At 72.1% G+C, this 22,940-nt stretch carries 18 protein-coding genes; 5 read left to right on the forward strand and 13 right to left on the reverse strand.

Annotated elements, in window-relative coordinates; genetic code table 11:
* Nucleotides 1-106 precede the first annotated feature (106 nt).
* Nucleotides 107-997, reverse strand: coding sequence for a DUF4429 domain-containing protein (locus tag ACIBW6_RS12825; protein ID WP_399059309.1), 891 nt, complete (start codon nt 995-997; stop codon nt 107-109).
* A gap of 222 nt (nt 998-1,219) precedes the next feature.
* On the opposite strand from ACIBW6_RS12825, the gene ACIBW6_RS12830 reads away from it, so the two are divergent.
* Complete coding sequence (locus ACIBW6_RS12830; RefSeq protein WP_399059693.1) at nt 1,220-2,803, forward strand: beta-N-acetylhexosaminidase; 1,584 nt, start codon at nt 1,220-1,222, stop codon at nt 2,801-2,803.
* A 68-nt stretch (nt 2,804-2,871) separates the two neighbouring features.
* On the opposite strand, the gene ACIBW6_RS12835 is transcribed toward ACIBW6_RS12830, so the two are convergent.
* From ACIBW6_RS12835 to ACIBW6_RS12880, 10 genes are all read right to left on the reverse strand, one after another.
* Nucleotides 2,872-4,647: an IucA/IucC family protein gene (locus ACIBW6_RS12835; RefSeq protein WP_399059310.1), complete on the reverse strand. Its 1,776-nt coding sequence runs from the start codon at nt 4,645-4,647 to the stop codon at nt 2,872-2,874.
* On the reverse strand, nt 4,644-5,186 hold the full coding sequence (locus ACIBW6_RS12840; RefSeq protein ID WP_399059311.1) for a GNAT family N-acetyltransferase: 543 nt from the start codon (nt 5,184-5,186) through the stop codon (nt 4,644-4,646). Before ACIBW6_RS12840 ends, ACIBW6_RS12835 begins: the two co-directional genes overlap by 4 nt.
* Entirely contained in the window at nt 5,183-6,490 is a 1,308-nt protein-coding gene (locus tag ACIBW6_RS12845; RefSeq protein ID WP_399059312.1) for a lysine N(6)-hydroxylase/L-ornithine N(5)-oxygenase family protein, read from the reverse strand. The genes ACIBW6_RS12840 and ACIBW6_RS12845 overlap by 4 nt, the downstream gene beginning before the upstream one ends.
* The gene (desA, locus tag ACIBW6_RS12850) at nt 6,447-7,913 is read right to left on the reverse strand and encodes a lysine decarboxylase DesA (protein ID WP_399059313.1); all 1,467 of its coding nucleotides are present in this window, start codon (nt 7,911-7,913) and stop codon (nt 6,447-6,449) included. The genes ACIBW6_RS12845 and desA overlap by 44 nt, the downstream gene beginning before the upstream one ends.
* A 169-nt stretch (nt 7,914-8,082) precedes the next feature.
* On the reverse strand, nt 8,083-8,961 hold the full coding sequence (locus ACIBW6_RS12855; protein WP_399059314.1) for a siderophore-interacting protein: 879 nt from the start codon (nt 8,959-8,961) through the stop codon (nt 8,083-8,085).
* Between the two features lie 4 nt (nt 8,962-8,965).
* Entirely contained in the window at nt 8,966-10,012 is a 1,047-nt protein-coding gene (locus ACIBW6_RS12860; RefSeq protein WP_399059315.1) for an ABC transporter substrate-binding protein, read from the reverse strand.
* Nucleotides 10,013-10,191: 179 nt separating this feature from the next.
* Nucleotides 10,192-11,346, reverse strand: coding sequence for an acyl-CoA dehydrogenase family protein (locus tag ACIBW6_RS12865; RefSeq protein WP_399059316.1), 1,155 nt, complete (start codon nt 11,344-11,346; stop codon nt 10,192-10,194).
* Nucleotides 11,347-11,353: 7 nt separating this feature from the next.
* Entirely contained in the window at nt 11,354-12,295 is a 942-nt protein-coding gene (locus tag ACIBW6_RS12870; RefSeq protein WP_399059317.1) for a hydroxymethylglutaryl-CoA lyase, read from the reverse strand.
* Nucleotides 12,296-12,523: 228 nt separating this feature from the next.
* Nucleotides 12,524-14,515, reverse strand: coding sequence for a biotin carboxylase N-terminal domain-containing protein (locus ACIBW6_RS12875; RefSeq protein ID WP_399059318.1), 1,992 nt, complete (start codon nt 14,513-14,515; stop codon nt 12,524-12,526).
* A 5-nt stretch (nt 14,516-14,520) separates the two neighbouring features.
* Nucleotides 14,521-16,143, reverse strand: coding sequence for a carboxyl transferase domain-containing protein (locus tag ACIBW6_RS12880; protein ID WP_399059319.1), 1,623 nt, complete (start codon nt 16,141-16,143; stop codon nt 14,521-14,523).
* Nucleotides 16,144-16,272: 129 nt separating this feature from the next.
* Between ACIBW6_RS12880 and ACIBW6_RS12885 the strand changes: the two genes are divergently transcribed.
* From ACIBW6_RS12885 to ACIBW6_RS12900, 4 genes are all read left to right on the forward strand, one after another.
* A complete protein-coding gene (locus ACIBW6_RS12885) occupies nt 16,273-16,878 on the forward strand; it encodes a TetR/AcrR family transcriptional regulator (RefSeq protein ID WP_399059321.1) in 606 nt (201 codons plus the stop codon).
* A gap of 127 nt (nt 16,879-17,005) precedes the next feature.
* Complete coding sequence (locus ACIBW6_RS12890; protein ID WP_399059322.1) at nt 17,006-18,163, forward strand: acyl-CoA dehydrogenase family protein; 1,158 nt, start codon at nt 17,006-17,008, stop codon at nt 18,161-18,163.
* Nucleotides 18,164-18,199: 36 nt separating this feature from the next.
* The gene (locus ACIBW6_RS12895) at nt 18,200-19,087 is read left to right on the forward strand and encodes an acyl-CoA thioesterase (RefSeq protein WP_399059323.1); all 888 of its coding nucleotides are present in this window, start codon (nt 18,200-18,202) and stop codon (nt 19,085-19,087) included.
* A 20-nt stretch (nt 19,088-19,107) separates the two neighbouring features.
* Nucleotides 19,108-20,109 carry a cation diffusion facilitator family transporter gene (locus tag ACIBW6_RS12900; RefSeq protein WP_399059324.1) on the forward strand — a complete coding sequence of 334 codons (1,002 nt, stop codon included), beginning with the start codon at nt 19,108-19,110 and terminating at the stop codon, nt 20,107-20,109.
* A 365-nt stretch (nt 20,110-20,474) separates the two neighbouring features.
* On the opposite strand, the gene ACIBW6_RS12905 is transcribed toward ACIBW6_RS12900, so the two are convergent.
* Both ACIBW6_RS12905 and ACIBW6_RS12910 read right to left on the reverse strand, forming a co-directional pair.
* Nucleotides 20,475-21,278, reverse strand: coding sequence for a phosphatase (locus ACIBW6_RS12905; protein ID WP_399059325.1), 804 nt, complete (start codon nt 21,276-21,278; stop codon nt 20,475-20,477).
* Nucleotides 21,279-21,352: 74 nt separating this feature from the next.
* Entirely contained in the window at nt 21,353-22,768 is a 1,416-nt protein-coding gene (locus ACIBW6_RS12910; protein WP_399059694.1) for a PucR family transcriptional regulator, read from the reverse strand.
* Nucleotides 22,769-22,940 lie beyond the last annotated feature (172 nt).

A 22,940-nucleotide genomic window follows, 5' to 3' on the forward strand; every position in this document is an offset into this window, starting at 1 on the left:
GCGGGGAACTGCGCGCTCGGCCCCCACCGGCGCGAGGACGGCGAACGACACGGGGCTCCGCCCCGGACCCCGCTCCTCAAGCGCCGGAGGGGCTGGTTCTTGCTGGTCAGAGCCGCTTCAGCACCGCCCCTTTCGCGGCGGTGAACTCCTCGTCCGTGAGCACCCCGGCCCGGTGCAGCTCGCCCAGCTCCCGCAGCCGCCGCAGCAGCGCGTCGTGGTCGTCCTCCGGCGGGGCGGGCGCGGGGTCCGGGGCCAGGGCCGGGTGCGGCGCCGGCTCCTGCGGGGTGGCGGGCCCCGCGCCCGGGTGCGGGAGGCGGGCCTGGACGGCGGCGGCGACCAGGGCCGTCAGCGGGTCCTTCTTGAAGCCCCACAGCTCGATGGAGTTCGGGTCGTACTTGGGCGGCGCCTTCGTCGGGGACGAGCGGACGACGAAGCGCAGGCAGCCGTTCTCCAGGCCCACCGCGGGCTGCCACCGCACCGCCGCGATGTCGGCGAGGGCGAGCAGCCGCGGCCCGGCCGAGGCCTTGGCGTCCTCCGTCTTCCAGTTCCACTCCAGGCGGACGTGCTCCCCGTCGAAGCTCGCCGTGCCGTCCCCGGCGGAGACCGACAGCGGCACGGCGGGGCCCGGCAGCACGTACTCCGTACAGGCCGACGCCGGGACCTGTTCGAGGAGCAGCGCGGTGCGCACCTCGTCCACGACGTACTCGGCGACCCCGTACCGGTCCGCCTCGACGGTCAGCTGGTAGGGGTCGGCGCCGTCCGGGAGCTTGCCGCCGGTCGCCTGGAGCAGCGGGTCCGCGCCGTCGCGCAGCCGCAGCCGCAGCCGCCCCGACTTCTTGCCGTGCTCGAAGGAGACGGCGGCCAACGCCCGCAAGGGGACGGTGACTTCACCCAGCGTCTTGCGGAGCGGGCTCACGTTCTTGTCGTGCCCCGGCACCAGCCGCAGCGCCTCCCCGTCGAACGTCCACGTGCCGTCGCGCTGGATGATTTCCGCCATACGGCGATTCTGGCATCCGGCCCGGCGGAAGTGGTCTACACCTTGACCGGCAGGGAGGCGGGCGGTACGCATGGTGACCGATCGGTTGCTCAGCCCGCACAACGAACTCCGCCAACGACTCCGTCGAAGGGATTGTTCGTGAGGACGTACTTCGGATCGCACCCCGGCCCGTACCCCGGCTCGCACCCACGCCCCCGCCCCCGGCGCGGCCCGGCCAGGGCCCTGCTGGGCGCCCTGCTGCTCGTCGCCGCGGGAGCCGGTGGCCTCGGCGCAGGCCCGGCCACCGCCTCCGCTTCCGCCCCGGCCGCCGCCACGCCCCTCGGGCAGATCGTCCCCGCGCCCGCCGAGGCGACCGCGGGCGGCTCCGCGTACCGGATCACCGGCAAGACCCGCATCCGGGTCGAGGACGGTTCCCGGGCCGCGCTCGGGGTCGGGGAGTACCTCGCCGGGGTGCTGCGCCCGTCCACCGGCTACCGGCTGCCCGTCACCGGCGCCCGCGCCGACGACGGCATCCGGCTGCAGTTGAGCGGCAAGGAGACGGGGCTCGGCGCCGAGGGGTACCGGCTGACCAGCACCGGGCGGTCCGTGACCATCGTCGCCCACGCGCCCGCGGGCCTCTTCCACGGCGTGCAGACCCTGCGCCAGCAGCTGCCCGCCGCGGTCGAGGCGGACAGCCGCGGGCCCGGGCCCTGGCTGATCGCGGGCGGCACCATCGAGGACACCCCGCGCTACGCGTGGCGCGGCGCCCACCTGGACGTGGCCCGCCACTTCTTCACCGTGCCGCAAGTCAAGCGGTACATCGACGAGTTGGCGCTCTACAAGGTCAACAAGCTGCACCTGCACCTCAGCGACGACCAGGGCTGGCGCCTCGCGATCGACTCCTGGCCGAAGCTGGCGACGTACGGCGGCTCGACGCAGGTCGGCGGCGGCGCGGGCGGCCACTACACGAAGGCCCAGTACAAGGAGATCGTGCGGTACGCCGCCTCCCGCTATCTGGAGGTCGTGCCCGAGATCGACATGCCGAGCCACACGAACGCGGCCCTCGCCTCGTACGCCGAACTGAACTGCGACAGTGTCGCCCCGCCGCTGTACACCGGCACCGAGGTCGGCTTCAGCTCGCTGTGCGTGGACAAGGACATCACCTACAAGTTCATCGACGACGTGGTGCGGGAGGTGGCCGCGCTCACGCCCGGCCGCTACCTCCACATCGGCGGCGACGAGGCGCACTCCACCAGCCACGAGGACTACGTCACCTTCATGAACAAGGTGCAGCCGATCGTCGCCAAGTACGGCAAGACGGTCGTCGGGTGGCACCAGCTGGTCCAGGCGACCCCGGCCAAGGGAGCGCTCGCGCAGTACTGGGGCACCGAGGGGACCGGCGCCGCGGAGAAGGCCCAGGTCGCCGAGGCCGCGAAGAACGGCACGGGGCTCATCGTCTCGCCCGCCGACCGGACGTACCTCGACATGAAGTACACCAAGGACACGCCGCTGGGCCTGGCCTGGGCCGGGTACGTGGAGGTGCGGCGCTCCTACGACTGGGACCCGGGCAGCTACCTGCCCGGCGCGCCCGCCTCGGCGGTCAAGGGCGTCGAGGCGCCGCTGTGGTCGGAGACCCTGTCGACCTCCGCGCACCTCGACTACATGGCCTTCCCGCGGCTGCCGGGCGTCGCCGAGCTCGGCTGGTCGCCCGCGGCCACCCACGACTGGGACACCTACAAGGTGCGGCTCGCCGCGCAGGCCCCGCGCTGGGACGCGCTCGGCATCGGCTACTACAAGTCGCCGCAGGTGCCGTGGCCCGCTCGGTAGCGCACGCGTGAAAGGGGCCCGGGAGGACCGTCTCCCGAGCCCCTTCCGGTCTCTGTCGCGTCAGCGGCTCACGCGATCGGGTTCTCCAGGTCGCCGACGAGCTGGAGCGCGCCCGAGGGGTCGGCGAGGTCCACCATCTGCTCGTTGTTGCGCAGCTGGAGCCGGTTGAGGGCGGAGAGCGCGAACGTCGGGGCGAACATGTCGAACCGGTCGAACTTCTCCGCCAGGTGCGGCGCCGACTCCTGGTAGTCGCGCACGCAGTCGGCGACCGCCGACCAGAACGTGGCCTCGTCCAGGACGCCGTCCTCGACCAGGTTCGCCGCGAGGAAGCGGAAGAAGCAGTCGAAGACGTCCGTGAAGATCGACAGGAGCTTCATGTCGTCGGGGACGTCGGCCCGGATGCGGTCCACCTTCGGCGGCAGCACCGCGTCGGTGTCCATCACCGCGATCTCCTCGGCGATGTCCTTGAAGACCGCCCGCCGCACGGTGCCCCGCTCGTCCAGGACCAGGATGACGTTCTCGCCGTGCGGCATGAACACCAGGTCGTAGGCGTAGAAGCTGTGCAGCAGCGGCGTCAGGTACGCCGTGAGGTACGGCTTCAGCCACTCCCGTGGCGTCAGCCCGGAGCGCTCGATCAGCGCGCCCGCGAAGGAGCGGCCCGCGCGGTCCACGTGCAGCAGCGACGCCATCGTGGCGAGCCGCTCGCCCTCGGCCAGCGTCGGCACCGGCGACTCGCGCCACAGCGCGGCGAGCATCTTGCGGTAGGGCGAGTAGCGGTCGGTGGCGGCCTCGTACTCCAGGTGCCGGTAGCCGACGGCCGCGCGCTCGCGGATGATCGTCAGGCCCGTGCCCTTGAGTACCTCGTCGTTCTCGATGAGCCCGGCCAGCCAGTCGTTGATGGCGGGCGTCGCCTCCATGTACGCCGCTGACAGGCCGCGCATGAAGCCCATGTTGATGACGGACAGGGCCGTCTTCACGTAGTGCTTCTCGGGGGAGGTGGAGTTGAAGAACGTCCGGATCGACTGCTGCGCCAGGTACTCGTCGTCGCCCTCGCCCAGGCAGACCAGGTGCCGCCGGGCGACCTCGGCGGCGAAGGTGACGGACAGCTTGTTCCACCACTGCCACGGGTGGACCGGGATGAGCAGGTAGCCGGCCGGGTCCAGGCCCTGCTCGCGCAGGGTCGCGTCGAAGCGGGCGAGGGTCGCCTCGCCCAGTTCGGCGCGGAGCAGCGACTCGTAGTCCAGGCCGACGCCGGCGGTGAACGCGGCCCGCTCGCGCGTCGCCGCCAGCCAGACCAGGCGGACCGGGCTCGCCGTCTCGGGGGCGTACGAGAGGTACTCGTGGATGCCGAAGCCGAGCCGCCCGTTGTTGGCGACGAAGCAGGGGTGGCCCTCGGTCATGCCCGTCTCGATGTCCTGGAAGGAACCGGACGCGGCGAGCTCGGCCGCGGAGACGTCGGGCTTGGTCAGCTTGAAGCAGGTGCCCGAGAGGGTGGAGGAGATCTCCTCCAGGTAGACCGGCAGGATCGCGTCGGACAGGCCGAGCGAGTCCTTCAGCTCGACGAAGAACTCCAGTGCCTGGATCGGCAGTTCGGCGCCGTCCCGGTGGCGGGTGATGGAGGCGGCGTCGATCTGCCAGTGGTCCAGGCGCAGCCGGCGGGCGCGGAACTCGTAGCGGGTGGCACCGTCGTCGCTGCGTACCGCGTACCGGCCGTCGCCGTCCAGGGCCTCGGGCGCGAGGAGGCGCTCGTGGCTGAACTCGGCGAGGGCCTTGCGGATCAGGAGGCGGTTGGCCGCGCTCCAGCGCTCGGGGGAGAGGTGGGAGACGGTGTCGGCGAGGCTCATGCGCGCACCTCCCCGGCCACGGCCGTCGCGGCTTCGAACTGGGCGCGCGTGCAGAAGCTGAGCAGCGCCTCCTTCTCCGGCTTGGCGATCTCCCGGTCGGGGACGAAGCCGACGGCCGCGTTGAGCGCGTGCACCGCCTTGTTGCGGACGTCCGGCTCGACGACGACGCGGCGCACGGCCGGGTCGGCGAACAGGTGCGCCATCACCGCGGTGATCACGGCGCGGGTGAAGCCGTGCTCGGGGGTGTCGGTCGGCGCGACGAGGAAGTGCATGCCGACGTCGCCGGGCTCGGGCTCGTACAGGCCGACCAGCTCGACGTGACGGGGGTCGTACCGCTCCATCAGGAAGACGGGGACGCCGTCCCGCTCGCCGATGAAGGCGTCGTGGTGCTCGGCCGCGGCGATGGAGGTGTACTCGCGCTCCACGTCCGGCAGGGAGGCGTCGCCCATCAGCCAGAACGCGGCCTTGGGGTGCGTCACCCAGCCGTGGACCAGCTCGGCGTCCCGCGCCGGGTCGAGGGTGCGTATTGCGAAGGTCATACAGCGAACTCCTGGAAGGCGATGGTCTTCTCGACGGGGTAGTACTCGGTGCCGAGCAGCTCGCCGATGATGTAACTGTTGCGGTAGGCGCCCATGCCCAGGTCGGGGCTGGTGATCGAGTGCGTGTGCACGCCCGCGTTCTGCAGGAAGATGCCGCGCCCGGTCGTGTCGACCGTGTAGTTGCGGGCGACGTCGAAGCGGCCCCGGCCGTCCAGCCGGATGCGGTCCTTGACCGGCTCCAGGAAGGCGGGGATCGCGTACTTGTACCCGGTGGCCAGGATCAGGCCCTCGGTCTGCACCTCGTACGCCTTGTCCTGCTCCTCCTGGTGCAGGCCGAGGGTGTAGGTGCCGTCCTCGTATCGCGCGCTGCGCAGCGCCGAGTTGGTGAGCAGCCGGGTGGGGACCGGGCCGCCCAGCTTCTTCTGGTAGAGCAGGTCGAAGATGGCGTTGACGAGTTCCCCGTCGATGCCCTTGAACAGGCCCTTCTGCCGCTCCTCGAGCCCGTACCGGGTGGCTTCCGGCAGCGCGTGGAAGTAGTCGATGTAGTCCGGGGACGTCATCTCCAGGGTCAGCTTGGTGTACTCCAGCGGGAAGAACCGCGGGGAGCGCGTGACCCAGTTGAGCTGGTAGCCGTGGACGTCGATCTCGGCGAGCAGGTCGTAGTAGATCTCGGCGGCGGACTGACCGCTGCCGACCAGCGTGATCGACTTCTTCCGCTGGAGCTCCTGCTTGTGCTGCATGTAGCGGGAGTTGTGCAGGAGGTCGCCGCCGAGGCCCTGGACGGCCTCGGGGAGGTGCGGCGGGGTGCCGGTGCCGAGGACCAGGTGCGGGGCGCGGTAGAGGGTGCCATCCTCGGTGGTCACCGTGTACAGGCCGTCGCTCTCGTCGTAGGTGACGGCGGCGACGGTGGTGGAGAAGCGGATCGAGGAGAGCTTGGCGGCGGCCCAGCGGCAGTAGTCGTTGTACTCGACGCGCAGCGGATAGAAGTTCTCGCGGATGTAGAACGAGTACAGCCGCCCGGACTCCTTCAGGTAGTTGAGGAAGGAGTACGGGGAGGTCGGGTCGGCGAGGGTGACGAGGTCGGACATGAACGGGGTCTGCAGGTGGGCGCCGTCGAGGAACATCCCCGAGTGCCACTCGAAGTCCGGCTTGGACTCCAGGAAGACGCCGTTCAGTTCGGCTATCGGTTCGGTCAGGCAGGCGAGGCCGAGGTTGAACGGGCCGAGTCCGATCCCGATGAAGTCGTGACGGTCACGGGATTCAGGAAGCGCGGTCAAGGGTGTCTCCCAGGTACTGCTCGGCATGGCCGGCGATGAGGTCGAGGACGGCCGAGATGTCGGCGAGGGTCGTCTCGGGGTTGAGCAGGGTGAACTTCAGGTACTGCCGGTCGCCCACCTTGGTGCCCGCGACGACCGCGTCGCCGGAGGCGAACAGGGCTTTGCGGGCATGGAGGTTGGCGCGGTCGATCTCGGTGGGGTCGCTGACCCCGGCCGGGATGTAGCGGTAGACGAGCGTGGACAGGCTCGGCTCGACGACGACGTCGAAGCGCGGGTCGGCGGCGAGCACCTTCCAGCCCTCGTGCGCCAGGTCGCAGACCTCGTCGAAGAGGTTGCCGATGCCGTCGGCCCCCATCACGCGCAGCGTCATCCACAGCTTGAGCGCGTCGAAGCGGCGGGTGGTCTGGAGGGACTTGTCGACCTGGTTGGGGATGCGCTCGGCGACGGTGCGGCGCGGGTTGAGGTACTCCGCGTGGTACGTCGCGTGGCGCAGGGTGGCGCCGTCGCGGACCAGCACGGCGCTCGAACTGACCGGCTGGAAGAAGGACTTGTGGTAGTCGACGGTGACGGAGTCGGCGCGCTCGATGCCGGTGAGCCGGTCGCGGTTCCTCGGCGAGACGAGCAGCCCGCAGCCGTACGCGGCGTCCACGTGCATCCACGTGTCGTACTGGGCGCACAGCTCGGCGATCTCGGGCAGCGGGTCGATGGAGCCGAAGTCGGTGGTGCCCGCGGTGGCGACGACGGCCATCGGCACGAGGCCCTCGCTGCGGCAACGCTCCAGTTCGGCGGCGAGCGCCACGGTCTGCATGCGCTTCTCGCGGTCCACGGGCACGGAGACGACGGCGTCGGCGCCGAGACCGAGGAGCTGGGCGGACTTCTTGACGCTGAAGTGGCTGGCCTCGGAGGCGAAGATACGCAGTTTCGCGAGCGAGGCGGGGCCCTGCCAGCCCTCCGGGCCCGGCTTGGCCTCCTGGCGGGCGAGGAGCAGCGCCTGGAGGTTGGACTGGGAGCCGCCGGAGGTGAAGACGCCGTCGGCGGCGGCGCCGAGGCCGATCCGCGCGGTGGTCCAGTCGATCAGTTTGCGCTCGATGAGCGTGCCGCCCGCGGACTGGTCCCAGGTGTCGAGGGAGGAGTTGACCGCGGAGAGGATGGCCTCGCCGAGCACGGCCGGGATGACGACCGGGCAGTTGAGGTGGGCGAGGTAGCGGGGGTGGTGGAAGTAGACGGCGTCGCGGAGGTAGACGTCCTCCAGCTCGTCGAGCACGGCCATGGTGTCGTGCAGCGGCGTGTCCAGGTCGACGGCGTCGATGGCCGGCGCGAGGGCGTCCGGGGTGATGCCCGTGAACGGCCGTGCGGTGGTGGCGAGTTTGGCCGCCACCCGCTCGATTCCCTCGGTCACGGAACTGCGGTACAGCTCCGCGGTCGTGTCATTGAGCAGGTGCGAGCGCATGAACGGTTCCTCCGGGTGGGGATGCGGGTGGTCCCGGGTGGGGCAGGAAAAAGGCGGGTCAGAAAGAGGCGGGGACGCGAACTCGTTGTTAGGTTAGCCTAACCTAACTTAAGCTCGCGACCCCGCCCTGGGTATGTGACCGGATTGCCCCGTGATGGCCGGATCGTCGCTATGCGGCGGCCGGTTGCTCCCGCAGCGCGTCCTCGCTCAGGCCGCGCTTCCAGTACCCCACGAACGTCACCGTCCGCTTGTCGTAACCGCGTTCGCGCACGAGGTGGCGGCGCAGCTCCTTCATGGTCCCGGACTCGCCCGCCAGCCAGGCGTACGGGCGCGCGCACTCCGGGAGCCGCGTGGCGCGCAGGGCCTCCAGCGCGGTGACGCACCCCTCGCCGCGCACCAGCCAGGTGACGGAGACGTCGGCGGCCGTCACGACCGGCTGGATGTCGTCGCGGTGCGGGACCTCCAGGAAGACGTGCGCGGAGGCGGACGCCGGCAGCCAGGCGAGCACGCCGAGCGCCGCGGGCAGGGCCGTCTCGTCGCCCCACATGAGGATGTGGTCGAAGTCCTGCGGGGGCCGGCACCGCACGGCCGCGTTGTCGGTGACCGCCGGGCCGAGCACGGTGGCCCGGTCGCCGGGGCGGGCGTCCCGTGCCCAGCGGCAGGCGGGGCCCGCGGGGGCCGGGCCGTCGTCGTGCAGGACGAAGTCGATGTCGATCTCCTGCACGGTCCCGGCCGGGCCGCGGCGCTGGCCGCTCAGCGTGTACGAGCGCATGACGGCCCGCTCGTGCGGCGGGATCGCCCGGTACGCCGCGTGCCAGGCGCGGCCATCGTCGCCCGGCTCGGCGGGCGGCAGGACGGGCGCGTGCTGGCCGGGCTGCGGCAGGAACAGGGAGAGGGACTGGTCCCGGCCGCCGCCATGGAAGGCGGCCAGTTCCTCGCCCGTGAAGGTGACCCGGAGCAGTGACGGGCCGAGCCGCCGGGTGCGTACCACTTGCAGATCGAAGAATCGGAAAGGGGCGACGGTGGGGGCTTCGGCCGTCACGGTCATGGGATCAGGACACCTTCTTCGCCGTCTCGATGGCCTTGGCCAGGTTCTCCAGGAGCGGAGCGCACTTGTCGTAGGACAGGATCGGTTCGGGGGAGCGGGGGATGACCTGGCCGGCCTTGACGGCGGGCAGCTGCTTCCAGGTCGGCTCGTCGATGTCGGCGGGCTGGATGGTCTGGCTGCGGTCGTCCATCATGATGATGTCGGCCTTGTGCTTGTCGACGTTCTCCCAGCTCAGGTTCTCGAACCAGCCGCCGGACTCCTTCTTCGCGGCCTCCGTCGGCTCGACGAAGTTCACGCCCAGGGCCTTGAAGTACTCCAGGTCGATGGAGAGGTTCGTGCCGGAGACGTAGAAGATGTCCTGACTGGCGCTGCCCGCGAGGACCTTGATGTCCGGGTGGGCCTTGGCGGCCTTGCGCAGCCGGGCCGCCGCGTCCTCGAACCGCTTCTTCGCCGCGACCACCTTGGCGGCCTTCAGGTCGGCGCCGAGCGAACCGGCCAGCGCGTACATCCGCTCCAGCGGCTGCGTCAGCTGCCGGTCGAAGACGGAGATCGCGACGCTCGGGGCGAGCTTGGCGATCTTGTCCTTGGACTCCTCGGGCACGGACCACAGGGTGCCGGCGTCGTCGAAGGTGGTGCTGACCAGCACGTCCGGGGCGAGGCTCGCGTACTTCTCGATGTTGAACTGGCCCCAGGCGTTGCCGAGGACCGTCACCTTGGAGACGTCCATGTCGCCGGCCTGGACGTCCGGCTTGCCGCCCTTGGTGGTCGTCGGGCCGAAGACGCCCTTGACCTTGACGCCGTAGTCCCACAGCGCCGCGCCGACGCCGGTGAAGGCGACGATGGTCGCGGGCGCCTTGTCGAGCTTGACCGTGGTGCCGCGGTCGTCCTTGAAGGACCAGGGGCCGGAGGCGCCCTTCGTCGCGGAGTCACCGCCGCTGTCCTTGGCGCCGTCGTCGTTGCCGCAGGCGGCGAGCGCGACACCGAGGCCGAGGGCGCCGCCGATGGCGAGCACGCCGCGGCGGGTGGGGTGGGACAGCTGGGCGATGGGCATGACGAGCTGCTTTCGGACGTGCCGGACCGGCGCTGGCTGGTTCTTGGAACTGAGGGAAGGTTAACCTAAGTTCCTGGCATGTCCAGGGGGCGGGGGGTGGTGAGGCGCGGGTCACGGGGCGCTGCCCCGGACCCCGCTGCTCAATCGCCGCAGGGGCTCGGAATATGGGCCGCAGGTGTCTACGGCGTGAGGCCCAGCTCCCGCGCGATCAGCATGCGCTGCACCTCGCTCGTGCCCTCGCCGATCTCCAGGATCTTGGAGTCCCGCCACATCCGGGCCACCGGGTACTCGTTCATGAACCCGTACCCGCCGTGGATCTGGGTCGCCTCGCGCGCGTTGTCCACGGCCACCGTCGAGGAGTAGAGCTTGGCGATCGCCGCCTCCTTCTTGAACGGCTCCCCGGCGACCATCCGCGAGGCCGCGTCGTACCAGCCGACCCGGGCCATGTGCGCCCGCATCTCCATGTCGGCCAGCTTGAACTGGATCGCCTGGTTCGTCCCGATCGGCTTGCCGAACGCGTGCCGCTCGGCGGCGTACTTCACCGACTCGTCCACGCAGCCCTGGGCCAGCCCGGTGGCCAGCGCGGAGATCGCGACGCGGCCCTCGTCGAGGATGCGCAGGAACTGCGCGTACCCGCGGCCCTCCTCGCCCAGCAGGTTCGCCGCGGGGACGCGCACGTCGGCGAAGGACAGCTCCCGGGTGTCCGACGCGTTCCACCCCACCTTCGAGTACGGTGCCGCGACCGTGAAGCCGGGGGTGCCCGACGGCACGATGATCGCCGAGATCAGCGGCCGGCCGTCCGGCTTGCGGCCGGTGACCGCGGTGACGGTGACCAGGCCGGTGATGTCCGTGCCGGAGTTGGTGATGAAGCACTTCGAGCCGTTGATCACCCACTCGTCGCCGTCCCGGACGGCCGTCGTGCGGGTACCGCCCGCGTCCGAGCCGCCGTCCGGCTCGGTCAGCCCGAAGGCGCCGAGGACCTCGCCGGAGCACAGCTTCGGCAGCCACTGCCGCTTCTGCTCCTCCGTGCCGAACAGGTGCAGCGGCATCGCGCCCAGCGAGACGCCCGCCTCCAGGGTGATCGCCACGGAGGAGTCGACGCGGGCCAGCTCCTCCAGGGCGATCCCGAGTGCGAAGTAGTCCCCGCCCATCCCGCCGTACTCCTCGGGGAAGGGCAGCCCGAACAGGCCCATGCGGCCCATCTCGCGGACGATCTCGTAGGGGAACTCGTGGCGCTCGTAGTAGTCGCCGATCTTCGGCGCGACGACGTCGTGCGCGAACGCCTCGACGGTGCGGCGCAGTTCGTCCAGCTCGGGGCTGAGTCGGTGGTCCATCGGTCTCTCACTGCTCCTGGTGGGTCAGGGCGCGGACGGTGCGGGAAGGGCTGGGGCGCCCCAGCCGGTCGGCCATCCAGGCGCTCGTGGCGCTCAGACGGTCCAGGTCGACCCCGGTCTCGATGCCGAGCCCGCGCAGCATCCAGACGAGGTCCTCGGTGGCGAGATTGCCGGTGGCGCTCTTCGCGTAGGGGCAGCCGCCGAGGCCGCCCGCGGAGGCGTCGACCGTCGTCACGCCGTGCTGCAGCGCCGCCAGGGTGTTGGCGAGCGCCTGGCCGTACGTGTCGTGGAAGTGGACGCCAATGCGGTCCGTGCCCACACCGGCCTCGTTCAGTGCGGTCAGCAGGGCCGTCACATGGCCCGGGGTCGCCACCCCGATGGTGTCGCCGAGGCTCAGTTCGTCGCAGCCCATGCCGGTGAGCGCGGTGGCGGCCCGGACGACCTGGGGGACCGGGACCGGGCCCTCCCAGGGGTCGCCGAAGCACATGGAGAGGTAACCGCGCACGTGCGCGCCGCCCTCCTTGGCACGGGCCACGACCGGTTCGAACATGGCGAGGGACTCGGCCACCGTCCGGTTCAGGTTCGCCTTCGCGAAGGACTCGGTGGCGGCGGCGAACACGGCGAGGCGGCTCGCGCCGAGGGACAGGGCCCTTTGCAGGCCGCGCTCGTTCGGTACGAGGACGGGGAGGTGGACGTCCTTGAGGTCCTGGAGGGCGGGGAACAGGGTCTCCGCGTCCGCCAGTTGGGGCACCCACTTGGGGTGGACGAAGCTGGTCGCCTCGATGGTGGTCAGGCCTGCGGCGGCCAGGCGGTGGATGAACTCCGCCTTGACCTCCGTGGGGACCGTGGATCTCTCGTTCTGGAGGCCGTCCCTCGGGCCCACCTCGTGGATGCGGATGCTTTTCGGCAGGTTCTGGGCGGGGGCCACCATGGGGAGTTCGGTGGTCATGCTGACGCCTCCTCGCCGTTGGGGGTTCCTGTCAGCGGCGAGTGCGGCGCCGTCGTGGCTGGTCGCGCAGTTCCCCGCGCCCCTGGCGGGGCTGGTGTGGGGCGGGGACGGGTCATTTGTCCGCCTCCTCGCCGTGGGAGGTGCCTGTCTCCGGCGGGTGCGCGTCCCTTGTGGCTGGGCGCGCCGTTCCCCGCGCCCCTGGCGGGGCTGGTGTGGGGCGGGGGCGGATCATTTGTGCGCCTCCTCGGTTCCCCGCGCCCCTGAAGGGGCGCTCTCGTGCTCGGCAGCCGAGGGGTTCACCACGGCCAGTACCTGGTCCATCGCCACCGTCGTGCCCGGGGTCACGTCCAGTTCTGTCACCACTCCCGCGTGCGGGGCCGCGATGACGTGCTCCATCTTCATGGCCTCCACCACCAGCAGGCTCTGGCCGGCGCTCACCTCGTCGCCCACCGCCACCTTCACCACCGTCACCGTGCCGGGCATCGGCGCCGTCAGGGAGCCCGCGCCGCCCGCGCCCGCGCCGGTCAGGCTCGCCGCCACCGGGTCGTGGTCCTGGACGTGCCAGGCGTCCCCGTCCAGGCCCAGCCAGTCGCCGGACACCGCGGTGAGCCGGGCCGGTGCGGCCGGGACCCCGTCGACCAGGACCTCGGCGCCGCGCACCCGCACCTCGACCGGGTCGTGACCCGGCACGCGCAGATGGTGGACCGTCCAGGCCGGTTCGCCGCCCAGGCGCCAGCCGTCGGCGCGGGCGAACGGGTCCGACCAGCCCGCCTCCTGGGGCGGCGCGAGCCGCTCCTGGCGCAGGACGCCCGCCGCCGCGTACACCGCCGCCGGGACCCCGGAGCCGACGAGTCCGTCCGCCGCGCGCTCCACCAGCCCGGTGTCGAGCGCGCCCGCCACCACGTCCGGATGGGCCAGCAGGCGGCGCAGGAACCCCGCGTTCGTCGGCACGCCCAGCGTCACCGTCCGGGCCAGCGCGGCCCGCAGCCGGCGCAGCGCCGTCGCCCGGTCGGGGCCGTACGCGATGACCTTCGCCAGCATCGGGTCGTAGAGCGAGGAGACCTCCGTGCCCTCGCTGAGGCCCGAGTCGGTGCGCACCCCGGCGCCGTCCGGCTCGCTCAGGGCGAGGACCGTGCCGCCGGAGGGGAGGAAGCCGCGCGCCGGGTCCTCGGCGCAGAGCCGCGCCTCCACCGCGTGCCCGGTCAGCGTGATGTCGTCCTGGGCGAAGGGGAGCGGCTCGCCCGCGGCGACGCGGATCTGCCACTCGACCAGGTCCAGGCCGGTGATCAGCTCGGTCACCGGATGCTCGACCTGGAGGCGGGTGTTCATCTCCATGAAGCAGTACGCGCCCGGGTCCTCGCCCGGCACGATGAACTCCACCGTGCCCGCGCCCCGGTAGCCGCAGCTGCGGGCCGCCTCCACCGCCGCGGCGCCCATCGCCGCGCGCGTGGCCTCGTCGAGCAGGACGCTCGGCGCCTCCTCGACGATCTTCTGGTGGCGGCGCTGGAGGGAGCACTCGCGCTCGCCCAGGTGCACGACGTGGCCGTGGGCGTCGGCGAGCACCTGGATCTCGATGTGGCGGGGCCGGTCGATCCACCGCTCGACCAGAAGCATGTCGTCGCCGAACGAGGCGCGCGCCTCGCGCCGCGCCGCCGCGATCTCGTCCTCCAGTGCGGTCAGGTCGCGGACCAGGCGCATGCCCTTGCCGCCGCCGCCCGCGGACGGCTTGAGCAGGACCGGAGCGCCCAACTGCCGGGCTGCCCCGGCCAGATCCGGGTCCCGGCCGCCCGGGACCACCGGCACACCGGCCGCGGCCACGGTCTCCTTGGCACGGATCTTGTCGCCCATCAGCGCGATGGCGTCCGGGGAGGGGCCGATGAAGACGAGCCCGGCCTGCTCGCAGGCGCGGGCGAACCCCGCGTTCTCCGCGAGGAAGCCGTAGCCCGGGTGGACGGCCTGCGCGCCCGTCCTGGCCGCCGCCTCGATCAGCCGCTCCACGCACAGGTAGCTCTCGGTGGCCGGGGGCGGCCCGATCCGCACCGCCTCGTCGGCCTCGCGCACATGCCGCGCGTCCGCGTCCGCGTCGCTGTACACGGCCACCGAGCGGATGCCGAGCTGGCGCAGCGTGCGGATCACGCGGACGGCGATCTCCCCGCGGTTGGCCACAAGTACCGTCTCGAACAACGTCGTTCCCCTGGTCGTAGCGGTCATGGTGGTCATCGCCGTCACATCCGGAAGACGCCGAAGCCGCCGGACTTCTCCGGCAGGGGCGCGTGGGCACAGGCGGTCAGGGCCAGGCCGAGGACCTGGCGGGTCTCCGTCGGGTCGATGACCCCGTCGTCCCAGAGGCGGGCCGTCGCGTAGTAGGCGCTGCCCTGCGTCTCGTACTGGGCGCGGACCGGGGACTTGAACGTCTCCTCGTCCTCGGCGGACCACTCCTCGCCGCGCGCCTCCAGCTGGTCGCGCTTGACGGTGGCGAGCACCGACGCGGCCTGCTCGCCGCCCATGACGGAGATCTTCGCGCCGGGCCACATCCACAGGAAGCGCGGTGAATAGGCGCGGCCGCACATCGAGTAGTTGCCCGCGCCGTACGAGCCGCCGATGACGACGGTCAGCTTCGGCACGCGCGTGCACGCCACCGCCGTGACCATCTTGGCGCCGTGCTTGGCGATGCCGCCCGCCTCGTAGTCCTTGCCGACCATGAACCCCGAGATGTTCTGCAAGAAGACCAGCGGGATGCCGCGCTGGTCGCACAGCTCGATGAAGTGGGCGCCCTTCTGGGCGGACTCGGCGAACAGGATGCCGTTGTTCGCGACGATGCCGACCTGGTGGCCGTGGATCCGCGCGAAGCCGGTGACCAGCGTCTGCCCGAACTCCGCCTTGAACTCGGCGAACCGCGAGCCGTCCACCACGCGCGCGATGACCTCCCGGACGTCGTAGGGGGTGCGCGAGTCGACCGGCACCGCTCCGTACAGGCCGGCCGGGTCGACCTTCGGCTCCACGGCCGCCCGCACCGACCACGGCAGCGGGCCGCGCTCCGGCAGCGTCGAGACGATGGTCCGCACGATCCGCAGCGCGTGCGCGTCGTCCTCCGCGAGGTGGTCGGTGACGCCGGAGACGCGGGAGTGCACCTCGCCGCCGCCCAGCTCCTCGGCCGTCACCACCTCGCCCGTGGCCGCCTTCACCAGCGGCGGACCGCCCAGGAAGATCGTGCCCTGATTGCGCACGATGACGGCCTCGTCGCTCATCGCCGGGACGTACGCGCCGCCCGCCGTGCACGAGCCCAGCACCGCCGCGATCTGCGGGATGCCCGCGCCCGACATCCGCGCCTGGTTGTAGAAGATCCGCCCGAAGTGCTCGCGGTCCGGGAAGACCTCGTCCTGCATCGGCAGGAAGGCGCCGCCGGAGTCCACCAGGTAGAGGCACGGCAGCCGGTTCTCCAGCGCCACCTCCTGGGCGCGCAGGTGCTTCTTCACCGTCATCGGGTAGTACGTGCCGCCCTTGACCGTCGCGTCATTGGCGACGATCACGCAGGTGCGGCCGGAGACCCGGCCGATCCCGGCGATCACTCCGGCGGCCGGCGCCTGTCCCTCGTACATCCCGTCCGCCGCCAGCGGTGCCAGCTCCAGGAAGGGGGAGCCCGGGTCGAGCAGGGAGTCCACGCGCTCGCGCGGCAGCAGCTTTCCGCGCGCGGTGTGCCGGGCCCTGGCCTTCTCGCCGCCCCCGAGGCGGGCCGCCGCGAGCTTGCCGCGCAGCTCCTCGCCGAGCGCCCGGTGGGCCGCCTCGTTGGCCCGCCAGGCCTGCGACGCGGGATCCGCCGCGCTCGACAGCTCCGGTGCCTCGTGCATCCTGCGGTCTCCTCACCCGGCCCCTGGGGTCACCGGTCACCCGGCCCCTGGGGTCCACCGACGTTAATGACCGTTAACCTCTCGCGGTCAGGTTAACGGTCGCTAACCTCCCTGTCTAGAATTGCTTCCATGGCCACCAGAACCGACGCCCCCACCCGCCGCGAGCAGATCCTCCAGGAGGCCGCGCGGCTCTTCGCCGAACGCGGCTTCCACGGGGTCGGGGTGGACGAGATAGGCGCCGCCGTCGGCATCAGCGGCCCCGGTCTGTACCGGCACTTCGCGGGCAAGGACGCGATGCTCGCCGAGCTGCTCGTCGGGATCAGCGGGCAGCTGATGACCGGGGGCAAGCGGCGCGTCGCGGAGGCCGCGCACGGTCCCGAGGCGCTGCTCGACTCGCTCATCGAGGGGCACATCGACTTCGCGCTCGACGACCGCGACCTGATCACGCTGCACGACCGGGAGCTGGACCGGCTGCGCGACAGCGACCGCAAGCTGGTGCGGCAGTTGCAGCGCCAGTACGTGGAGCTGTGGGTGGAGTGCGTGCGCACGGTCTACCCGGACCTCGCGGAGCCGCACGCGCGCGTGGCCGTGCATGCGGTCTTCGGGCTGCTGAACTCCACGCCGCACCTCAGCCGCCCCAGCTCGCTCCCCGGCCGGGCGGCGACCGCGGAGCTGCTGCACAAGCTGGCGCGCGGCGCGTTCGCGGCGGCCGCCGCGCCGGGCTCCCCGGAGTGACGTGCATCTCTGGACGCTCACGTAACTGGCGGGTAACGTGCCTCTGAGCAAGCGCTTAGTAGTGTGGCCGCCGTCCGCACAGCCGTCGTAGAGACCGTCAGAGACCGTCGTAGAGGGAGAGTTCTCCGTGCGCCGTACCGTTTTCAATGAGGACCACGAGGCGTTCCGGGAGACCCTGCGCGCCTTCATCGAGGCCGAGGTCGTCCCGCACTACGACGAGTGGTTCCAGCAGGGCGTCGTGCCGCGCGAGCTGTACGCCAAGATGGCGGAGCTGGGCCTGTTCGGCATCAACGTGCCCGAGGAGTACGACGGCGCCGGCCTGGACACCCACAAGTTCGAGGCCATCCAGTACGAGGAGACCGCGCGCGCGGGCGTCTCCTTCGGCGGCTCCGGCGTGCACGTGCTGCTCGCCCTGCCGTACATCAAGATGCTCGCCACCGACGAGCAGAAGAAGCGCTACCTGCCGAACTTCGTCTCCGGCGAGGAGATGTGGGCCCTGGCGATGACCGAGCCGGGCACCGGCTCCGACGTCGCGGGCATGAAGACCACCGCCAAGCTCTCCGACGACGGCACGCACTACGTGCTCAACGGCGCCAAGACCTTCATCACCGGCGGCGTCCACGCCGACCGCGTCATCGTCTGCGCCCGCACCTCCGCGCCGCGCGAGGACGACCGCCGCTTCGGCATCTCCCTGTTCGCCGTCGACACCAAGTCCGAGGGCTACTCCATCGGCCGCAAGCTCGACAAGCTGGGCCTGCGCACCTCCGACACCGCCGAGCTGGCGTTCGTCGACGTGAAGGTGCCCGCCGAGGACCTGCTCGGCGAGGAGAACAAGGGCTTCGGCTACCTCGGCACCAACCTCGCCTCCGAGCGCTGGGGCATCGCCTACGGCGCGTACGCGCAGGCCAAGGCCGCCGTCCGGTTCGCCAAGGAGTACGTCCAGGAGCGCACCGTCTTCGGCAAGCCGGTCGCCTCCTTCCAGAACACCAAGTTCGAGCTGGCCGCCTGCCAGGCCGAGGTGGACGCCGCCGAGGCCGTCGCCGACCGTGCCCTGGAGGCCCTCGACGCCGGTGAGCTGACGGCCGCCGAGGCCGCCTCCGCGAAGCTGTTCTGCACCGAGGTCGCCCACCGCGTCATCGACCGCTGCCTCCAGCTCCACGGCGGCTACGGCTTCATGAACGAGTACCCGATCGCCCGGCTCTACGCGGACAACCGGGTCAACCGCATCTACGGCGGCACCAGCGAGGTCATGAAGATGATCATCGCGAAGAACATGGGCCTGTAACCCGGCCGACGCGTCCATTAAGTACAACTGACCTTCATGAACAAGGCACTTCAGTCCCTGCTCGATCTGCTCGACCTGGAGCGGATCGAGCAGGACGTCTTCCGCGGCCAGTCCCGGTCCGCCGTCGTCCCGCGCGTCTTCGGCGGACAGGTGGCCGCGCAGGCCCTCGTCGCCGCCGGGCGCACGGTCCCGGCGGACCGGCACGCCCACTCCCTGCACGCCTACTTCCTCGTCGCGGGGGACCCCGGCGCGCCCATCGTCTACACCGTGGACCGGATCAGGGACGGCCGCTCCTTCACCACCCGGCGCGTCGTCGCCATCCAGCACGGTCAGCCGATCTTCCACCTCTCCGCGTCCTTCCAGACGTACGAGGAGGGGCTCGACCACCAGGCCCCCATGCCGGCCGCGCCCGACCCGGAGACGCTGCCCACCGCCGCCGAGCTGCTGCCGCGCCACGCCTGCGCCTTCGTCGACCCCGGTGTCGTCGACCGGCTCCTCGAAGCCCGCGAGGCCGTCGACCTGCGCTACGCCGACGCGCCGCCGTTCGCCTTCGTGGGCGAGCCGCAGCCGCCGCGCTCCCAGGTCTGGTTCCGCACCAACGGCAAGCTCGACGGCGCCACCGAGGCCGACGCCCACCTGCTGCACGTCTGCCTCGCCACGTACGTCTCCGACATGACCCTCCTCGACTCCGTGCTGCTCGCGCACGGGCGCGGCGGCTGGGCCGTCGGGGACGTGGTCGGCGCCTCCCTCGACCACGCCATGTGGTTCCACCGGCCGTTCCGCGCCGACGAATGGCTGCTCTACGACCAGGAGTCGCCCTCCGCGTCCGGCGGCCGGGGGCTCGGACAGGCCCGGATCTACACCCGGGACGGGCAGCTCGCGATCACCGTCATCCAGGAAGGCGTCGTTCGCGTTCCGCGCTGAACGGACATAACGTCCGGTACATGGATGCACGGAATGCGGGCGCGGGGGCCGGGGGAGCAGCCGAGGACGAGGGAGCCGCGGGCGGGGAGAGCGTCCTCACCGTGATCGTCGCCGCCGCGGCCAACCTGGGCATCGCCCTCGCCAAGGCGGTCGCCGGCGTCATCAGCGGCTCCAGCGCGATGCTCTCCGAGGCCGCGCACTCCTTCGCCGACACCATCACCGAACTGCTCCTGCTCACCGCCCTGAAGCGCAGCGAGAAACCCGCCGACGAGGACCACCCCCTCGGCCACGGCGGCGAGCGCTACGTGTGGGCGCTGCTCGCCGCCGTCGCCACGTTCGTCGGCGGCGCCGTCTTCTCCCTGTACGACGGCGTCCACACGCTCGTCGCGGGCGAGGACCTCGGCGACCCGCTGGTCTCGTACATCGTCCTGGCGATCGCCTGCCTGCTGGAGGGGTTCTCGCTGCGGACGGCCGTCCGGCAGGCGCGGGGGGAGGCGGCGCGGTACCGGGCGCCCGTCGGTACGTATCTGAAGCACACGCCCGACACCGCCGTGAAGGCCGTCGTCCTGGAGGACAGCGCCGCGCTCATCGGTCTCGCGCTCGCCGCGGGCGGGCTGCTCGGCGGGCAGCTCACCGGGTCCGGGGTGTGGGACGGGATCGCCTCGCTCTGCATCGGGGTGCTGCTGCTCTGGGTGGCGTGGGTGCTCGGCCGGTCCAATGTGCGGCTGCTCGTGGGGCGGCCCCTTCCGGAGTCCGTCCGGGCGGAGATCCGGTCCCTGCTGCTCGCCGGGGAGCACGTCGAGGCGGTGCTCGAACTGACCACGCTGGTGCAGGGGCCCCGGGAGGCGCTCGTCGCCGCGAAGGTGGACTTCCGGGACGCGTCCACCGCCGCGCAGATCGAGTGGGCCTGTGAGGATGCGGCTCGGCGGTTGCAGGAGCGGTTTCCTGCGGTGCGGCGGGTGTACCTGGATCCGACCCCCGGGTTCGCCCAGCGGCGTGAGGAGGGGCTGAGTCCCTGGTAGGGCCGCCGGTTCGCCGTGGGGGCGTGGTGTGCGTGTGCGGATGCGCTCCCGCTGTGGCTGGTCGCGCAGTTCCCCGCGCCCCTTGAAGGCAGTCGTTCGGCCGACGCGCCGTCGTGGTTGCTCGCGCCGTTCCCCGCGCCCCTGAGGCATGCGGCTTCGCCGCAGCCCCATGGGGCCGATGAGGTGGCGCACGCAGTGCGCACCTCAGGGGCGCGGGGAACGGCGCGAGAAGCCCCACCGGGCCGGTAGCCGACGACGGGTGGCGCACGTAGTGCGCCTTCAGGGGCGCGGGGAACTGCGCGACCAGCCACGACGGCGGGTCGGTCGCGATGGGGCGTGACCCCTACGGCGAGTAGTAGCGCGGCCTAGTCCAGCAACCCCGCCGCGCCCAGCAAATAGGCCGTCAGAGGATCGTAGTGGCGCGGGCTCGTCACATGGTCGTCCAGCGGCACGGTGACCTGCATCGTCCCCTCCGCCTCCCCGACGAAAAGCGCGGGGTCGTTGCAGTCCGCGTACCCGACGGAGTCGACCCCGCGCTGGGCGGCACACCCCGCCCACCCGTGATCGGCGACGACGAGATCGGGCAGCCCCCGCCCGTCCCGCACCAGACCGTCCAGGATCCGCGTCATCGGCTCGGGCGCGTGCGTGTGCCACAGCGTCGCCCCCCGCTCCAGCATCGCCACGTCGGCGAACTGGAAGACCATGCCCTCCTCGGTGGCGAGCCCCTCGGGGATCACCACGATCTCGCACCCCGCGGCCCGCAGCGCCGCCGCCGTCGCCCGGTGCACGTCGAGCAGCCCGCCGGGGTGCCCGGTGGCCAGCAGGACGCGCTGCCGGTCCTCGGCCGCCTTGGCCAGCCGGGCCGCCATCCGCTCCAGCGCGTCGACGGTCAGCTCCGGGTCGATGGTGTCCTGCCCGTACCGGTGCTCCGGATCGTCGACGACGCCGCAGCGCTCGGCCATCACGGCGAGCACGTCCTGCTCGTCGCTCCAGCGGTCGCCCAGTTCCAGGCCCAGCCAGTAGTGCCGGTCGCCGTTCGCGAGCTTGCGGTAGTGGGAGAGGTTGTTCTCGCGAGGGGTCGCCACCTCACCCGCGATGCGGGTACGGACGAGGTGCTCGATCAGGGCGGCACGGGTCGGACTGTCGCTGGGAATCCCGGGTATCGGCATGGGTCCATTGTGCCCAGGGCCGGCCGTCCCGCGGTGATCGGTTCCGCAAGGTGGACCGGGGCGCACCGCGGCCGTCACGCCGTGTGCCGCAGCGCGAACCACAGCTCCATGCGGACGTCGGGGTCGTCGAGGTCGGCGCCGAGCAGGGACGCGCAGCGCGCGATCCGCTGCCGCACGGTGTTGCGGTGCACGCCGAGACCGAGCGCCGCGCCCTCCCACGCGCCGTGCAGGGACAGCCAGACCCGCAGGGTCTCCAGGAGCGCCGGATGCTGGGCGAGCGCGGTCAGGGTGGGCGCGGGGGCGTCGTCGGCGCGGTGGTGGGCGACCGGGGCGCGGGTCGCACGGGCGCGGGCCAGGGCGCGGGCGGCCTGGGCGTCGGCGAGCGGCAGGTCGGCGGGGCGGGCGGCGGCGCTGACGCCGAGCGTCCAGCCCTCGTACGGGGTGACCTGCTGGTCCGCGGGGAGCAGCAGCCGGGCCGGGGTGCCGTCGGCGGAGAACGCGGCGAACGGGGTGTCCAGGGCGGGCGGCCGCGTCGCCGGGCCGTGGGGGCGGGCATGGACGACCCGCCACGTGCCGGAACCGAGCAGTTGTGCCGCCGCCTCGGTGCGGTCCGCGCCCAGGAGGAGGCCGACGAGGGCGGCCGAGCGCCGGGTGTCGTCGGCCGAGTGCCGCTCGCCCGTCAGCAGCGACAGCAGGACGACCGCCGCGCCCGCGATCGTGTGGTCGCCCGCCGTGCGCGCCGGGGTCGCGAGACCGAGGGCGCCGCCCGTGCTGAGCGCGTACGCCGACAGGTGCGTGCCGTCCACCGAGTCCGCCGCGGACGACGGCACCGGCAGCGGCCGGTCCGCCCGCGGCCGGACCACGTCCGTCAGGGCCGTCAGCGCCTCGGCGGCCGGCCGCGGCGGCCGCACCCCGGCGTGGTGCAGCTCCGCCCCGTCCGCGCCGACCGCCACCGTGAACCCTCCGGTGCGCTGGGCGAGCTGGTGCAGGACCGCGGCGAGCGGTTCGGCCTTGGCCGCGGCCGACGCGAGGGCCTGCTGTGCCTCGGTGACCCGGCGCAGCTCGACGTGGCGGGCCCGGGCCATCAGCTCCCACACGGCCCGGCCGACGCCGCTGAACGTCGTGTGCGGCGGCACCTCGACGAGCGGCAGCCCGTGCCGGTCGCAGGCGGCCGCGAGCGCCGCCGGCACCGTGTCGTGCACCGGTGCCACTCCGAAGCCCAGGGCCACCGCACCACCGGCGGCGACCTGGACGGCGTACGCGTCGAAATCGCCGTCCTCGGGGGCGAAGACGCCCGCGGTCAGCAGCAGCTCCCCGCCGAGCAGGTACGGGCGCGGGTCGGCCAGTTCCGAGGTGTGCGCGCCGTGCACCAGGACGCCCGCCGCGTCGGGCCCGGCGATCTGCCGCAGGCCCAGGTCGCTGCGGGCGAGCAGGGCGGCGAGCGGGACGCCCTGGGTGGGAGGTGCGCCCGGCACGGGCGACGCGGGCACCGGCACGGTGGATGAATCCTCTACTGGATGAGAACCGACGGGATGAAACGTACTCTTCAGTGACTCTTTTCGGCCACCTAGATTTCTCTGGACCGGTGACGCGGGTACGGGCGTATGTCCCCGTCGTCGGAAGGCCCACGGGCGCTTCGCAGCCGGACATTCCCCGCACGAC

Source organism: Streptomyces sp. NPDC049813, assembly GCF_044465085.1.
In the GTDB taxonomy this organism is placed as follows: Bacteria; Actinomycetota; Actinomycetes; order Streptomycetales; family Streptomycetaceae; genus Streptomyces.